General features: G+C 68.7%; 16 protein-coding genes. 5 read left to right on the top strand and 11 right to left on the bottom strand.

Annotated features, from left to right (window positions below; translation table 11 throughout):
• Positions 1-16: 16 nt before the first annotated feature.
• Positions 17-2,392, top strand: coding sequence for an ATP-binding protein (locus OG205_RS45685; protein WP_330273962.1), 2,376 nt, complete (start codon positions 17-19; stop codon positions 2,390-2,392).
• Here OG205_RS45685 and OG205_RS45680 read toward each other — a convergent pair.
• On the bottom strand, positions 2,358-2,960 hold the full coding sequence (locus OG205_RS45680) for a DUF305 domain-containing protein (protein WP_330273961.1): 603 nt from the start codon (positions 2,958-2,960) through the stop codon (positions 2,358-2,360). The two genes, OG205_RS45685 and OG205_RS45680, sit on opposite strands and share 35 nt — an antisense overlap.
• A gap of 302 nt (positions 2,961-3,262) precedes the next feature.
• On the opposite strand from OG205_RS45680, the gene OG205_RS45675 reads away from it, so the two are divergent.
• Positions 3,263-4,534: an LVIVD repeat-containing protein gene (locus OG205_RS45675; RefSeq protein WP_330278377.1), complete on the top strand. Its 1,272-nt coding sequence runs from the start codon at positions 3,263-3,265 to the stop codon at positions 4,532-4,534.
• 16 nt (positions 4,535-4,550) lie between these two features.
• Here OG205_RS45675 and OG205_RS45670 read toward each other — a convergent pair whose 3' ends face one another.
• Positions 4,551-5,711, bottom strand: coding sequence for an MFS transporter (locus tag OG205_RS45670; RefSeq protein ID WP_330273960.1), 1,161 nt, complete (start codon positions 5,709-5,711; stop codon positions 4,551-4,553).
• Entirely contained in the window at positions 5,712-6,107 is a 396-nt protein-coding gene (locus OG205_RS45665; protein ID WP_319979067.1) for a VOC family protein, read from the bottom strand.
• A 74-nt stretch (positions 6,108-6,181) separates the two neighbouring features.
• Between OG205_RS45665 and OG205_RS45660 the strand changes: the two genes are divergently transcribed.
• Positions 6,182-7,369, top strand: a complete 1,188-nt coding sequence (locus OG205_RS45660; protein WP_330273959.1) for a HEAT repeat domain-containing protein — start codon at positions 6,182-6,184, stop codon at positions 7,367-7,369.
• Here the strand turns inward: OG205_RS45660 and OG205_RS45655 are convergent.
• The 6 genes from OG205_RS45655 to OG205_RS45630 all read right to left on the bottom strand — a co-directional run bounded on the left by OG205_RS45655 (position 7,351) and on the right by OG205_RS45630 (position 12,603).
• Entirely contained in the window at positions 7,351-8,481 is a 1,131-nt protein-coding gene (locus OG205_RS45655; RefSeq protein ID WP_330273958.1) for a low temperature requirement protein A, read from the bottom strand. The genes OG205_RS45660 and OG205_RS45655 overlap by 19 nt on opposite strands.
• Positions 8,478-9,509, bottom strand: coding sequence for an ABC transporter ATP-binding protein (locus tag OG205_RS45650; protein ID WP_330273957.1), 1,032 nt, complete (start codon positions 9,507-9,509; stop codon positions 8,478-8,480). The genes OG205_RS45655 and OG205_RS45650 overlap by 4 nt, the downstream gene beginning before the upstream one ends.
• 4 nt (positions 9,510-9,513) lie before the next feature.
• The gene (locus OG205_RS45645) at positions 9,514-10,296 is read right to left on the bottom strand and encodes an ABC transporter permease (protein ID WP_245822219.1); all 783 of its coding nucleotides are present in this window, start codon (positions 10,294-10,296) and stop codon (positions 9,514-9,516) included.
• Positions 10,284-11,204: an ABC transporter permease gene (locus tag OG205_RS45640; RefSeq protein ID WP_330273956.1), complete on the bottom strand. Its 921-nt coding sequence runs from the start codon at positions 11,202-11,204 to the stop codon at positions 10,284-10,286. Before OG205_RS45640 ends, OG205_RS45645 begins: the two co-directional genes overlap by 13 nt.
• Positions 11,201-12,322 carry an ABC transporter substrate-binding protein gene (locus OG205_RS45635; RefSeq protein ID WP_330273955.1) on the bottom strand — a complete coding sequence of 374 codons (1,122 nt, stop codon included), beginning with the start codon at positions 12,320-12,322 and terminating at the stop codon, positions 11,201-11,203. The genes OG205_RS45640 and OG205_RS45635 overlap by 4 nt, the downstream gene beginning before the upstream one ends.
• A gap of 68 nt (positions 12,323-12,390) precedes the next feature.
• Positions 12,391-12,603 (bottom strand): hypothetical protein, encoded by a 213-nt coding sequence (locus OG205_RS45630; RefSeq protein ID WP_330273954.1) that lies wholly within the window; start codon positions 12,601-12,603, stop codon positions 12,391-12,393.
• Positions 12,604-12,692: 89 nt separating this feature from the next.
• Between OG205_RS45630 and OG205_RS45625 the strand changes: the two genes are divergently transcribed.
• Positions 12,693-13,676 (top strand): hypothetical protein, encoded by a 984-nt coding sequence (locus OG205_RS45625; RefSeq protein ID WP_330273953.1) that lies wholly within the window; start codon positions 12,693-12,695, stop codon positions 13,674-13,676.
• Between the two features lie 33 nt (positions 13,677-13,709).
• Positions 13,710-14,111, top strand: a complete 402-nt coding sequence (locus OG205_RS45620) for a PPOX class F420-dependent oxidoreductase (protein WP_330273952.1) — start codon at positions 13,710-13,712, stop codon at positions 14,109-14,111.
• On the opposite strand, the gene OG205_RS45615 is transcribed toward OG205_RS45620, so the two are convergent.
• Positions 14,106-15,035 carry a hypothetical protein gene (locus tag OG205_RS45615; protein WP_330273951.1) on the bottom strand — a complete coding sequence of 310 codons (930 nt, stop codon included), beginning with the start codon at positions 15,033-15,035 and terminating at the stop codon, positions 14,106-14,108. The genes OG205_RS45620 and OG205_RS45615 overlap by 6 nt on opposite strands.
• An 88-nt stretch (positions 15,036-15,123) precedes the next feature.
• The gene (locus OG205_RS45610) at positions 15,124-15,696 is read right to left on the bottom strand and encodes a vWA domain-containing protein (RefSeq protein WP_330273950.1); all 573 of its coding nucleotides are present in this window, start codon (positions 15,694-15,696) and stop codon (positions 15,124-15,126) included.
• Between the last annotated feature and the right edge of the window lie 89 nt (positions 15,697-15,785).

Here is a 15,785-nt window from a genome sequence, read left to right as displayed (position 1 = left end):
GCGATACTCCCCCTGCATGGGGGACGTTCGCTTTCTGATGCTGGGACCGTTGCAGGTGATGGTCGACGGGCAGGAGATCGCGCTGCCCGCGGGCCGAAGCAGGACCATCTTCGCGGCACTGCTCGCGAACGCCGGCGAGATCGTGCCCGTCGAGGAACTGGGCAGCGCGTCGTCCACACCCCAGGCCGTCAGCAGGCTGCGGCGCGCACTGGGTGAAGCCGCCGACTGCCTGCGCACGCACGGCACCGGCTACCTCCTCCACGTCACGAACTCGGACCTGCGGGACTTCCGCTCACTGCGCGACCAGGGCCGCCACGCCGAGGCGCTCACGTTGTGGCGTGGCAAGGCCTTCGAGGACGTCGGCGGCGTGCACGACGCCGCGGCGAAGCTCGACGCGGAACGCGAGGCCGTCCAGTCGCTCGTCCCCGTACCGCGCCAACTGCCGGGGATGCTCGCCCAGTTCGCCGGCCGTGATCGCGAACTGGCCGCGCTCGCCAAGCCCGCACCGGTGACCGTCGTCAGCGGCACCGCCGGCATCGGCAAGACCGCGCTCGCCGTCCAGTGGTGCAACGAGGCGGGAGAACGCTTTCCAGACGGCCAGCTGTACGTCAACCTGCGCGGCTTCGACCCCGCCTTCGAGCCCATGCGACCTGGGCACGCCCTACGCGGTTTCCTCGGCATGCTCGGCGTTCCGGCCGCGCGGATGCCAGTCGGCCACGACGACCAGGTGGCCCTGTACCGGAAACTGGTGGCCGGCAGGAACCTCGTCGTCCTGCTCGACAACGCCAGGGACGCGGCCCAGGTCCGCCCGCTGCTGCCCGGCCACGACGGCTGCGCGGTGGTCATCACCAGCCGCGACCGCATGAAGGACCTGGACGGCGCCCGCGTGCTCGACCTCGACGTACTCACCGACACCGAGGCGGTCGCGCTGCTGACCGAACGCGTCGGCGTGAGCCCCGTGACCGCCGAACCCGGCGCGGTGACACGGCTGATCACGTTGTGCGGCGGGCTGCCGCTCGCGTTGTCGATCGTGGGCGCCCGCGCCGCGACCGATCCCCACCTCACCCTCGCCGCGCTGGCCGACGAACTCGCCAACGAGCAGAACACGCTGGACTTCCTCGACACCGGCGACCCGACCACGAGCGTGCGCGCCGCGTTCTCCCTGTCCTACAACAGGTTGAGCACGGCCGCCGCGACGTTGTTCCGGCTGCTCGGTGTCCATCCCGGACCGGACATCTCCGCCGCCGCGGCCACGAGCCTCGCCGGATTCGACGCGGGCACGGCACTGCTGGAACTCACCCGCGCGAACCTCGTCACGAACTCGAAGGACCGCTACGAACTGCACGACCTCGTCCGCGTCTACGCCCGCGAACTCGCCGGCCCGGTCGAGACCCGTGCCGCCCTGCACCGCGCCGTCGACCACTACCTGCACAGCGCACACCACGCGGACAGCCTCCTCGGCGAGGACCGCAGGCACTTCACGATCGCCGCCGCCCAACCTGGGGTCAGCCCCGAACTCGTCGCGGACGAAGAGCAGGCGTGGCAGTGGTTCGAGACGGAGAACCAGGTCCTGATCGCCATGAGCGCGCTCGCCTCGGCCGAGCGGTTCGACGTGCAGGCGTGGCAACTGCCGTGGTGCCTGCACCTGTACTTCGACCGCGAGGCCCGCTGGCGCGAGTGGAACGCCCTGCTGACCACGGCACTCGAAGCAGCACAACGACTCGGCGACGACGACGCGGTCGCACGCATGCACCACCTCGTCGCACACACGTGGTTCCGGTTCACCGACTTCGACCGATGCACCGCGCACCTGCACAGCGCGTTGGAGCTCTACGGCCAGAACGGGAACAAGAGCGGAGCGGCACGAGTGCACCGCAGCCTCTGCGCGGTGTATGAACGCCTGCGGAACCTGGAGGCGTCGGTTCACCACGTCGAACTCGCGATGGACCTCTTCGCCGAGGTGGACGACCGCATGGGCCTGGCCAGCGCGATGGGCGACTTCGGCTGGAACCTCGGACTGCTCGGCCGCCACGAGGAGGCACTGAGAACGTGCCGACGCGCGATGGAACTCAACCGCGAGCTCGGCAACCGGTTCGCCGAAGCCGAAACACTCGACAGCATCGCCTACAACCTGCGCAAGCTCGGCGAACTGGAGGACGCGGCCCACCACTACCAGCTGTCGGTGGAGGCCGCTCGCACGTCCGGCGACCGCTACGGCGTCGCCGTCACGCTGGTCTCACTCGGCGACGTGCACCTGGACCTGGACAACAGCGAGGACGCCCGCAAGGCGTGGACCGAGGCGTTGCGGACGTTCGAAGACCTCGGACAGCCGGACGCCGACGCCGTGCGCGCCAAGCTCACAGCTCTTTCAGGAGCTTCTTCATCCGGTTGATCTCGTCGTCCTGCGTGGCCACGACGTCGTCCGCCATCTCCTCGACCTGGACGTTGGCGCCGGCCCCGCGCACGTCCGTCGCCATCTTGATGGCACCCTCGTGGTGCTTGATCATCAGCTCCAGGAACATCCGGTCGAAGTCCTTGCCGCGCGCGGCGCCCAGGGCGTTGAGCTGGTCCTGCGTGGCCATGCCCGGCATCGAGGCGTGGTCACCGTGCGTTCCGATGGCGTTGAACGTGCGCTGCCACTGCTTCATCGCGCCGATCTCGGGTTCCTGACTGAACCGGATGCGGTCCGCCAGGCCTTTCACCGTCTCGTTCTGCGCACGTTCGGGAGCGAACCTCGTCATGGCGAGCGCCTGCTCGTGGTGGGCGATCATCATCGCCACGTACTCACGGTCAGCATCGTTCGGCGGCTGCTGGATCACGCTGCTCACGTCCGAAGGCGCCACGGTGGGCGCCGAGCCGCCGGGCGTGTCCGGTGCGATGACCGGCGCCGCCTCCGGCTCCGACGTACAGCCTGCCAGCAGGGCGAATGCCGCCACGATGACGAGAACCCCAGAACGCATGCTCCGGACAATACCCTCCGAAAGACGCTGGCCCTTAGCAAGGCGAAAGGGTCATACTCCCCCTCACCAACCCGTACCGAGGGGGTACAGCTGTGACTTCTAGCGCAACGGCCCGGCGGCGCAGAGCGCCGTTGGCGGTTCTGGGGGCGCTCGCGCTGACGCTGTCAACGTTGACCGCGCCCGCGTTCGCCGAGCCCGACCTTCCCGCTGACGGCAAGGGACTGTCGGAGGCTCAGCTCGAGGCGCAGGCGGAAGGCGTCAACGGCATTCCGGGCGTCGACGAGATCAGTCGTAGCCGCAACATGGTCCTGGTCTCCCACCTGGACAAGCAGGCTCCGCTCGACTCGACCCAGACCGACATCGCGTTCCAGGACAACTACGCGTTCGTCGGCAACTACAACGGCTTCACCATCTACGACGTCCGCAACCCGAAGGCGCCGAAGATCGCGAGCTCGGTCCTGTGCCCCGGTTCGCAGAACGACATCTCGGTGTACGGGAACCTGCTGTTCCTGTCGACCGACTCGTCCCGCAGCGACAACTCCTGCGCGAGCGTCACGAAGCCCGCCACGGAGAAGGACGCGTGGGAGGGCATCAAGGTCTTCGACATCAGCGACAAGAAGGCCCCGAAGTACGTCGCGGCCGTCGAGACCGCCTGCGGTTCGCACACCCACACGATGGTGCCGAGCAAGAACAAGAAGGACGTGTACCTCTACGTCTCTTCCTACTCGCCCAACGCCACGTTCCCGGACTGCCAGCCGCCGCACGACAAGATCTCGATCGTCAAGGTTCCCGTGAAGAACCCGGCCTCGGCCTCGCTGCTCAAGGCGCCGGTGCTCTTCCCGGACGGCGGTAACCCCGGCCAGCCCGGCGACATCGAGACCGGCTACACCTCGGCCACCACCGGTTGCCACGACATCACCGTCTACCCGCAGCTCGACCTCGCGGCCGGCGCGTGCATGGGTGACGGCGTCCTCTGGGACATCTCCAACAGGGAGAACCTGGTGGAGATCAACCGCGTCCAGGACGACAAGCACTTCGCGTTCTGGCACTCGGCGACCTTCAACAACAGCGGCACCAAGGTCGTCTTCACCGACGAGCTCGGTGGCGGCGGCGCGGCGACGTGCAACGAGAAGATCGGCCCGAACCGCGGCGCCAACGGCATCTACGACATCGTGGGCAAGGGCAAGAACCGCAAGCTGGTCTTCAAGTCCTACTACAAGATCCCGCGCATGCAGGGCGACTCGGAGAACTGCGTCGCGCACAACGGTTCGCTGATCCCGGTGCCCGGCAAGGACATCATGGTGCAGTCCTGGTACCAGGGCGGCATCTCGGTGTGGGACTTCACGAACTCGGCCAAGCCGCGTGAGATCGGCTTCTTCGAGCGCGGCCCGATGCCGAACCTCCAGGGCGGCGGCACCTGGTCGACCTACTGGTACAACGGCTACATCTACTCCTCGGAGATGGGCCGCGGCTTCGACGTGATCGACATGCGCGACCCGCGCACGTTCGTGGCGAAGCTGTTCCGCACGGACGAGCTGAACGTGCAGACCCAGGGGAACTTCTACCGCGGGTAGACGCTTCCCTCTCAGATCAGCGCGGTTGCCGGCGTTCGGCAGCCGCGCTGACTGCTGTCAGGACCAAGGTCACCGCCACACCACCGAAAACGGCCCAGACCGGCGAGCCGACGTCCATCGCCCACGCGGCGACGACGGCGGTGAGCCCGTAGCCCGCGCCGGTCACCGCGTACATCATCGAGAACCCCGCCGCGTGCGCGCCGACCGGAAGCCGTTCGCGCAACGCGAGGCTGCGCGTCACCAGCACGCCGGACTGGAACAGCCCGGCCGCGAGCAACGCGCCCGTGATGCCCGGCAGGTTCGGGAACAACGCCAGCGCGCCGACGCACGTCGCCGTGACGACGAGCAGCACCAAACCCTGTGTGCGCAACGATCCCGGCCACGGCCGCAGCCCGTACAGCACCGCGCCGAGCGCGCTGCACGCCGCGAAACCCATGAGCAGCGGTCCGATCCAGCCGATCCCGATCCCCCGGTGCTCCAGCAACGCGGGCAGCACCAGTTCCGCGACCGCCAGCTGTGCCAGCGCCGCCGCACTCACGAGGTAGATCGGCCAGGCCGACGCCACGACACGAGGTTTCGCCGTGCCGGAACGGGACGTCACGTGCCCGCGCGGCAGGATGAACACCAGCCAGGCCGCGACGACGACCAGCGACACCGACACCACGACGGGCGCGCGGTGGTCGACGCTCAGCGCCAGCACGGTGACCAGCGCGGGCGCCACCGCCCACACCACCTGCGTGATCATGGCGTCGAAGCCCATCGCCTTGGGCACCAGCGAGTCCGGCACCAGCCCGAGCAGCATCGCCCGCAGTCCGCCTGGCGTCGTCGACGGCCCGGCGCCCGCGACGAACGCCGCGACCGCCAGCACCGTCACGTTCTGCGTCAGCGCCAGCGTCGTGAACGCGCCCGCGCCGACGACCAGCCCGATCGACAGCTGCCCGCGCATCCGCGACGGGTCGAGGAAGAGCCCGAGCAGCGCGGCGCCGAGGATCTCGCCGAGCACGTAGACGGCGACCAGCGACGCGGCCAGCACGTACCCACCGGGCAGTCCCCTGGTCAGGAACACCATCATCAGCGGCGTCATCGACATCGGTAACTTCGCGGCGACCGTCACCACGGCGCACGCCAGCACGTCCCGGTTCGCGAGGTCGCGGTACCCGGCAGCGGAGATCGTCATCTATTCGCCCAGCTCCTGGAACAACGTCAGCTGCAACCCGGCCGGCGCGGCCAGCCGGGCGTTGAGCGAGTTCCACGGCGTGCGCGTCGGTTCCGCGATCACCTCGGCACCGGCGGCTTCCAGCGCGCGGGTGGCCGCGGCGGAGTCGTCCACCTCGAAGGCCACCCGGACGTGCCCGGCGACGCGCTTGCCGACCTCGACCTGGTCGATGTACTCGGCGTGCGGCGGATCGGTGATCTCCAGCGTGGCCCGGCCGGCCTCCAGGATCGTGACCCGCCCGCCGTCGGACGTGAACGCCGCCCGTTGCTCGAGGCCGAGCACGTCGCGGTAGAAACGCAGGGCCTCTTCGTAGTCGTCAGCGGTGACGACCAGGCGGAGTTCACGGACACCGGTCATGGCGACGATCATCGCACCACTCGTGTCAGAACAAGGCGAACCCGGCGAAGTACCGGCCTGACAGGATTGCTTCTGTGCTGAACGAACTCGATCAGGTGGACTGGGCCCGGCTGACGCACGCCTACGGAGCCGCCGACGACGTGCCCGATCAGATCCGCGATCTGGTGTCGCCCGACGCCGAGCGCCGGCAGGAGGCGCTGTGGGAGCTGCACGGCAACATCTACCACCAGGGCACCATCTACGAGGCCACGGCGTACGCGATCCCGTTCCTGCTGGAAGTGCTGACGGCGCCCGAGTGCGACGAGCAACCGCAGCTGCTGGGCCTGCTCACCTCGATCGTCGTCGGGTCCGACGAGATGTGGCTGCCCGGCGGGCTTCCCGTCGCCGATCACCGCGTGGCGGCCGTCGGCGGCGAGGCGGTCCTGGCCGCCGCACCCCGTCCCGGCGACGACGACTTCGACGAGGACGAGGCGGACTACGGGTACGTCGAGGGCCTGTCCGACGAGGACCGGAACCGAATGTTCGCGCACGTCTGGGTGCGGGCCTACGACGCCGTCCGCGCCGGGGTCCCGTTGTTCCGGGAACTGCTGAACTCGGAACCATCGGTGCGGTGCATGGCCGCGTACGCGCTGGCCTGGTTCCCCGAGGACGCACCGGAAAGCCTGCGAGCACTGGCGAACGTCACCGAGGGCGACGAGGAGGGTGTGGTGGTGGCGACCGCGTCGGTCGCGATGGGCCTGCTCGGCGGCCGTCCCACCGTCACGCTCGACGACCCGCGGCCGATCGCCCGCTGGGGCGCCGCGATCGCTCTGGCCACCGTCGACGGCCGGGATGCGACCGACGACGTCGTGGACGAACTGATCTCAGCCGCCGCCGGTGCGCTTCCCGACAGCGACAGGGTTCCGTTCCTCGAAGGCAACCTCGCCGCCTACGCGGGTGGCGTGCTGCGGCTGACCGGCGACCGGCACGCCGCCAGGACGTTCGACGCGCTGCTGGAGCGCGTCCCGTCGGTGTCCGGCAGCAGCGCCTTCCACGTCGTGAAGGAAGCGCTGCACCTGGCGTTCCCGGCGGGAGCGCTCCCGTCAGGCACCGGCTACCCGTCGCTGGACGACCGGCAGCGCCGCCTCGTCGACGGGCTCGCCGGCTCCCCCGGCACCTGGCTGATCGACGGGCAGAACTTCGGCAACTTCAGCATGCTGGTCCGCGAGTACGGGCTCCCCGCCTCCAGCGAGGCGATGCGGAACTACGCCGCCACGCGCTGATCGGCCGACTGCACCAGCCGCGTCGCGATGCAGAGGACCAGCGCGATCCCCGCCGTGACGTGGATCGGCGCTGGTCCGAACGTCGCCGCCAGCACCGCGAGCGCCCCCAGCGGCAGCAGGTACTTGCGCACCCCCGCCTGCCCGGGGCAGTCCTGCACGTACCAGACGCACAGGAGGAACACGGCCAGCGGCACCGTCGTGAACGCGGCGACCGTCGTGCCCGGCGCGTGCGCGATGTGCAGGTCGTAGTCGACGCTGGCGGCGAGACCCGCGCCGAGGGCGGCGATGGAGCCGAGGATGAACAGGTGCGCGTACCCCCACAGGAACGCCTTCTTCAGGTTGAGCAGGTGGGACGGCGCCTCGAAGTAGATCCACCACACCGAGAACACGATGATCAGCGAGGCCGCGGCGAGCGAGATGAGGTTGACGCCGCTGTCGAAGCCCTTCTGGAACGCGAGGGTGGCGGCCAGGATCGATTCGCCGAGCACGATCAGCGTGAACAGGCCGTGCCTCTCCGCGATGTGGTGCGGGTGCCAGGTCGTGGCGGTCGTCCGCTCGGCCCAGGCCGGGATCAGCAGTTCGGTGAGCATGCCGAGCACCCAGAGCGCGAGCGCGAGGCCCGGCGGCACGAAGAGCCACAGCACCCACAGCACCTGCATGGCCGCGATGCCGCCCGCGTACCGGTACGCGCACGCCTTGTGCGCAGGGTTGTCCCGCGCGGCACGCAGCCAGTGCGTGACCATCGCGAGCCGGATGACGACGTAACCGCTGACGACGATCCGGTAGTCCTGGTGCTCGAAGACCGCCGGGATGCCGGCCGCGATGACCAGCACGCCGGCGATCTGGACCATCGTGATGATCCGGTACAGCGTGTCGTCGTTGTCGAACGCGCTGGCGAACCAGGTGAAGTTCAGCCACGGCAGCCACAACGCGAAGAACGCCATGCAGAACGCCAGCAGGCCGGCGCCCGCGTGGTTCTCGGACACCGCGTGGTGCAACGAGGCGGCGGCCTGGGCGACCGCCACCACGAAGCTGAGGTCGAACAGCAGCTCCAACGGCGTCGCGACCCGGTGGGTCTCCGCCGTGTCGCGCGCGAGGAGCTTCTTGATCATCCCGGCACCACCATGATTCGTGATTCGCTGAGGTCGAGCGCGACCCGCGTGCCGGGCTGGTAGGCGGAGGCGGTGTTGGAGGGCTGGTCGATGCGCAGCACCTGCTCCCCCACCCTGACCGAGATCCGCGTGACCGGCCCGAGGAACGACTGGGTCAGCACGTCGCCCACGATCTTGCCATTGGAGTCGCCGTCGTGCGCGGAGACTCCGATGTCCTCGGGACGCACGATGACACGAACGTCGCTTCCGGACGGCTGGTCGTGCGACGCGGCCACCGTGACACCGTTCACCACGACGGTCTGGCCCTCCGCCTTGGCCTCGACGCTGTTCGTGACGCCGACGAACTGCGCCACGAACGCCGTCGCCGGCTCCCGGTAGACGACGGACGGGGTGTCGAGCTGCTCCAGCCTGCCGTGCGACATGACACCCACCCGGTCGGAGACGGCGAGCGCCTCCTCCTGGTCGTGCGTGACGAACAGAGTCGTCATGCCGAGCTCCGTCTGAATGCGACGGATCTCGTCCCGCAGGTTCACGCGGACCTTGGCGTCCAACGCGGACAGCGGCTCGTCCAGCAGCAGCACGCGCGGCTGGATCGCCAGAGCGCGTGCCAGCGCGATGCGCTGCTGCTGACCACCCGACATCTGGTGCGGGTAACGGCCGCCGAGGTGGGCGAGGCCGACCAGTTCCAGCAGCTCGGAAGTCCGCTTCGTGTCGCCCTTGCGCAGCTTCAGGCCGAACGCGACGTTCTGCGCCGCGGTCATGTTCGGGAAGAGGCTGTAGGCCTGGAAGACCATGCCCATGTCCCGCTTGTTGGCCGGGACCTTCGTGATGTCCTTGCCGCCCACGGTGACCGTGCCGGAGTCGGACGTCTCGAAGCCCGCGACGATGCGCAGCGCCGTCGTCTTGCCGCAGCCCGACGGGCCGAGCAACGAGACGAGCTCGCCCTCGGCCAGTTCCAGATCCAGACCGTCCAGAGCGATGTTGCCGCCAAAGGACTTGCGCAGGCCCTTGAGTTCCAGATGACCCATGTGCTTACTCCTCGACCACGGTCTGACGGCGCCGCTGGCCGACGTAGGAAAGTGCGAACAGGAGGACGAACGCGAAGAGCAGGCACAGCAACGACACCGCGATGGACACACCCGCGTTGCGCTTGCCGAGCAGGTTGACCTGCACCTGCAGCGTGTCGAAGTTGAGCAGCGACGCGATGGTGAACTCGCCGAGCACCAAGGCCACCGACAGCAGCGAAGCACCGATCAGTGCGACGCGGATGTTCGGCACGACGATCTTCCACAGCACCGTGAACCACGACGCGCCGAGGCTGCGCGCGGCTTCGGCCAGCGTCTTCAGGTCGATCGCGGCGAGACCGGCGTCGACCGCGCGGTAGGCGAACGGCAGCACCAGGATCGTGTACGCGAACGTCAGCGTCAGCGGTGAGTCGCCGAGGAAGAAGTTCACCCACGCGTAGAGCGGCGCCATGCCGACCACCAGCACGATCGCGGGGATCGCCAGCGGCAGCAGGCACAGGAACTCGACGAGCCGTTGCAGCTGGGGAAGCCTGAGCCGGATCCACGCCATCGTCGGCACGAGCAGCACCAGCATCAGCACCGCACTCGTCACCGACAGCAGCAGCGAGTTGACGAGCGCCTCCATCAGGCCCTCGTCGTCGACGATAGACGTCCACGACTCCAGGCTGCGGCTGCCGCCCTTGCCCCGCGTGGAGAACTCCGCCATCGCGATCAGCGGCAGGATGAAGTAGACGCCGAGGATCAGCAGGATGATCGTGCGCAGGACGCGCTGCTTCACTAGCGAACCCACTTGGCCACCCTCTTCTGCAGCAGCACGTTCACGCCCATCGCGATGCTGACCACGATCACCATGCCGAGGCCCAGCGCCTTGCCCAGGTTCTCCTGGCCGAGCACGACCTCGCCGGTGAGGAACCCGCGGATCTGCAGCGGCACGATCGGACTGCCCTGCGAGACGAGCGCGGCGGCCGTGGCGTAGGCGCTGAAGGCGTTGGCGAACAACAGGAGCAGCGCACCGAGGAACGGCGGCGTCAGGATCGGGCCGCCGACGTGCCGCCAGTACGTCCAGCTCGAGCCACCGAGGCTCGCGTTCGCCTCACGCCACTGCGGGCGCAGGCCGTCGAGCGCGGGCAGGAACACGATGACCATCAACGGGATCTGGAAGAACGTGTAGACGAGCGTCAGGCCGGGCAGGTCGAACAGCCACGCGCTGCCGGCGAACAGGTCGATGCCAACGTTGTCACGCAGGAACTTCGTGACGAGACCTTCGAAGCCGACCGTCGCGAGGAACGCGAACGCCAGTGGCACGCCACCGAACTGGGCGAGCACACCGCTGCCCGCGACGACGATCCGGCGCAGCATCCCGTCGGGGTTGCCGACCGCGATCGCCCACGTGAGCAGCGCGCCGAAGATCGCGCCGATGACCGCGGTGAGCGCGGACAGCTCGATGCTGCGCACGAAGGCGTCGAAGACGACACCCGTGAACAGGGTCGTGAGGTTGTCGAACGTGAACGCGCCGTTGGAGTCCTGGAAGGCACCGAACAGCACGAGCACCGTGGGGTAGACGAGGAAGGTGCCGACGAACGCCAGGAACGGCACCGCGACGAGCCAGGCGGCCACAGATGGCCGACCGGCGGCCCCACCCTTGTTCGGGGTGGGACCGCCGGGCTTTGCCGCCGCTACGGGAGCGACTGAGGTCATCCGATGGCCTGCGCCCAGGTCGCGGTGAGAACGGCCTTGGCCTTGTCGGCCTGCGCCTGCGTCTGGAACACCTGCTTGCCCTCGGTCTTCGGCAGCTTGTCCTTCGCCGCCTTGTCCGCCTTGTCGCCCATCTTGTCCAGGCGCACCGGGCGGGACATGCCCTTCAGGTACAGGTTCTGGCCCTCGTCGGAGTAGAGGAACTCCTGCCACAGGCGGGCGGCCGCGGGGTGCGGCGCGTCCTTGCTGACGGCCTGGTTGTAGTAGGCGCCGATCTGCGCGTCGGCCGGGACGACGACCTTCCAGTCGAGCTTGCCCTTGAGCTTCTCGGTCTGGGCGGCGTTGGTGTAGTCCCAGTCGATGACGACGGGCGTCTGACCGGACTCGATGGTCGCGGGCGACGGGTCGACCGGCTGGAAGTTGCCGGCGGCCTTGAGCTGCTTGAAGAACTCGACACCGGGGGCGATGTCGTCGGCGGAACCGCCGTTGCCCAGCGCCGCCATCATGACGCCGGAGAACGCGGCACCGGCCTGCGTCGGGTCGCCGTTGAGCGCGACCTTGCCCTTGTACTCGGGCTTGAGCAGGTCCTTCACGCTCGTCGGCGCCGGCACCTTCGCGGCGTCGTAGCCGATCGACATGAAGCCGCCGTAGTCGCCGTAGTACGCACCGTCCGCGTCCTTGAGCTCCGCGGCGATGTCGTCCCACGTGCTGACCTTGTAGGGGGCGAACAGGTCCTTGTTGGCCAGCGCCACGTTGAGCCCGAGGTCGAACACGTCCGGCGCGCGGTCGTTGCCCTTGAGCTGCTTCGCGGCGTTGATCTCCTCCTGGCTGGACGCGTCCGGCTGCGCGGAGTCGACCTTGACGCCGTACTTGGCCTCGAAGGCCTTGATGATCTCGCCGTAGTTCGCCCAGTCCGGGGGCAGCGCGATGACGTTGAGCTTGCCCTCCTTCTTGGCGGCCTCGACCAGCTTGTCCATGCCGCCGAGCTCACTCGCCGACTTCGCGGTTCCGGCAGCACCAGCCGGCGTCTCCTTGGCGGGCGGGGCGCCACAGGCGGCCACCGCCAGCACCAACGCGCCGACGCCAATCAACTTCGTCGTGACGTTCCCTCGCTTCAGCACCAGCGGAGGATTGGCTCGGGATGCTTTCGTTGTCAAGCCAGCCGCGCCGGTTGAGACCTTCTCGACTCCTACCGTGAATTCTCGGCGTCCCGGGGGTTGCCGCCGAATGCTTCGCGGGCTTCACTCAGGTGTTGTGCCGAGATCCCGGTACCGGGATCGACGTGGATGAGCGCGGTGGTCAGGTGCCGTCGCTTGTGGACGAACTCCTCCCGGCGCGCGGAGTGGAGCCCGAAGTCGTCGTCGAACCAGACGAAGGGCCGTTCCCACGCGTAGCGCGCCACCGCGATGGTCGACCGTCCGCCTCACGCGTCAGGTGGACGTTCGCCCGTTCGGGCCACACCACGCCACCGGCTCCGCCACACTGATCGTCGTGACGCAGCCGCCCTACCAGTCCGGACCGCCGCAGGAGCCACAGCAACCGTGGGGTCAGCAGCCGCAGCAGGCATGGGGGCAGCCCCACCCCGGCATGCCGCCGATGCCTCCCGGCCCTCCGAAGAAGAAGTCCCCGGTGGTCTTCGTCGTGCTCGGTCTGGTGGTCCTGCTGCTCGGCACGGCCGGCGTCCTCGGCACGGGCCTGCTCTGGCCGGGCTGGATGAAGTCGAAGCCGTCCACGAACTCCGCCCCGGTCGACCAGTCCACGCCGGAAAGCACCGCGAAGGCCGTCGAGGACGCGCTCAACCGGCGCGACATCGACCAGTTCGTGAACGTGCTGGTGTGCAGGGACGGCCGCAACAAAGCAGAGAACAAGGACATCTCGCAAGCCGAGGAGATCCTGTACCGGGACGTCCAGCCGCTCGACCCCAGGAAGAAGAGCGACGCCAAGCCGGTCTTCAAGGTCGACGAGGTCCGCAAGATCAAGCCCAGCGACCCGGTCTACAACGACGAGAACAAGGACTCGACCGTCGCGATCATGTCCGTCGAGTACCCGACGGACAGCGGACCCGAGAAGCGGCGCGGGGTGCTGGCGCTCTTCCAGGAGGACAACAGGTACGTGGTCTGCGAAATGGGCTTCGTGCCGGTGGCCGACGCCCAGGAACCGCCGCAGGACCCGGACCCGAACAGCCCGACGGGCCGCGTGCAGGCGTTCGCCAAGGCGATCAACGCCAAGGACATCGCGGCCGCCCGTCTCTACATCTGCTCGACGGCCCGCGCGGTCAACACGTGGGCCGAGAAGGCCATCGCGGCGGGCGGGCAGTTGCGGCTGCACGACAAGGTCACCACGACCAAGGCGGAGGACTCCGGCCAGGCCCGCCTGTGGTACACGCTGAACGGCACTGAGACCAGGGCGGGCGGGTTCCTGAAGAAGGAGTCCGACGGCTGGTGCCTCTTCACGTTCAGCAGCGACGCCAAGTAGTCGAAAACGCCCGTTCCTGTTCGTATAGAGGGCATGTTCACCGACGAAGAGATCGCCTACCTGCGCGAACAGCCCCTGGCCCGCCTCGCCACGATCAACGAGGACGGCTGGCCCGACGTGGTGCCGCTGGCGTTCGAGTACGACGGCACGCACCTCTGGGTCGGCGGTGCGGGTGACCAGGTCAGGAACACCCGCAAGTTCCGCAACATCACCGCCGGCCGCCGCAAGGTGTCGCTCGTGGTCGACGACCTGGTCTCGTTCAGCCCGTTCGTGGCGCGGGCGATCCGCGTCTACGGCACCGCCGACGACCCGGAGGCCCGCACCGGCATCGTCGGCCCCGGCGTCTACTGCCGGATCACGCCCACCAGGGTCTGGGCGTGGAACATGGCGGGCGAACCGGCGGGCGAGACCTGGTACGAGCCCCGCCGGTCATGAGGCCCTGCGGGCCGAACACACCGCCGCACTCCCCCACCGGGCGCCGTAGAGCAGCCCAGGCAGCAGTTGCCGGAACCGCAGGTGGACCTCACCGGCCCGGTCCACGGCCTGCTGCAGCCCGTTCGGCTCGACGTCGGACCGCTGCAGCACCCCGTCGAACGCCCGCACGAGCCGCTTGCGGTCATGCTCGAACCGCACCCGCAGGTCGAACACGTCGCACGGACGTACGGGCACGTGCAACACGCACGGGTGCATGGCGTCGCGATGAGCGAACCGGTAGCGGACCGCGAAGTCGTGGGTCTCACCGCGCACCAGTGGCTCGGCCGGCACGAGCGTGAAACCGCGACGGTCCACACCGCCACGTTCCCGCAGCGTGCCGCCGTACAGCAACTGCACGTCCACGTCCCGTTCCAGCACCGGGAACAGCGAGGCGAACTCCAGCGAGTCCACCCCGTCCTGGTCGACGAAGACCTGGTAGCGCTCCAGCACCTCCGGCTGCCCGCGGTCCAGTGTCACCGCGACGCTGAGCTCCACGGTGTGCCAACCGCCGTCGTCGCGCCGCACGGTCGTGGCGGCGAGCTCGGCCAGTTGGTCGACCGCCTCGTCGACGCGGCGGCGCACGGTGCGGGAGTCGCGATCGATCTCCGCCGCCACCCAGCTGACGCGCTCCTGGTAAAGCGGGTGCCGGACGTCGGGGGTCAGGCCGAACGCCGCGCGTGCAGGCAACTGGAGGTCCTCCGGGAGCTGCTCGACCAGCTCGGTGAGCCGGGTGACCAGCTTCTGCTTCGCGGCGATCGACCCGTCGGCCCTGGTGATCCCGCAGGCGGCCGCCAGCGCCGGGCCGATCTTGTCCGCGATCCGTCCGGCGTGCACGCCTCGTCCTTTACGGAGGGTCTTCAGCTCACGGACCAGGTTCTTCATCATCTCCGCTCTCCTCCCCTTGCTCGCTCACGTGCGGCGGAGTCAGGTTGCGGCGGGCGTGTGGACGAGAAGTGGACACACCGTGGATCGGTCAGACGTGCTGCGGTCGCAGGACGGTCCGCGCTACTGAGGACGCCAGCGCGATGCCCAGGCGCACACCGTCGCCTCTGAGGAAGACCCGCGAGCTGCCGATGCGGCCGAGCGCCTGCTGGTCAACCGCCCCGAGCCCGAACGCGACCATCTCCGGGCACAGCGTGGTGGCGGTGAGCCTCGCGAGCGCCGTGGGCCATGCCGGATCGGTCGCCCTGCCGTCGGAGACGAAGAACACCAGCGGTCTTCGCACCTGGACCCGCTGTGTCTTGAGGCGGTTCACGTCGCGCTCGATGATGGTGCGCACGAGGGTGAACGCGGAACCGAAGTCAGAACCCGACTCCTCGCACGGCGTGATCTCCTCGGCCGGGTCGAGCGCGGGCAGCAACGGCCGCACCACCAGCGGGCTTTCCGCGAAAACGACCACGCAGAGCCGAATCTGGGCCGTAGCGTGCCGATCCGCGTGCACCACGCCGCGGAACTCGCGCATCCCGGCGTTCACCTCGTCGATGTGGTCGCTCATCGAGAACGACACGTCGCACACGAGATAGCACGGCAACACATCGAGAACCATCCGACTTCCCCCTCAGCACGATGCGTGGTGCGGACACCGTTACCGGATCGCGTTGATCAAACGTGGACAAAAAGCTGATTCGCTGACAC

Origin of the sequence: Lentzea sp. NBC_00516, from assembly GCF_036346835.1 — a bacterium.
In the GTDB taxonomy this organism is placed as follows: domain Bacteria; phylum Actinomycetota; class Actinomycetes; order Mycobacteriales; family Pseudonocardiaceae; genus Lentzea; species Lentzea sokolovensis.
Note: the sequence above shows the minus strand (reverse complement) of the source record. Positions and strands in the feature narration are given on the sequence as shown.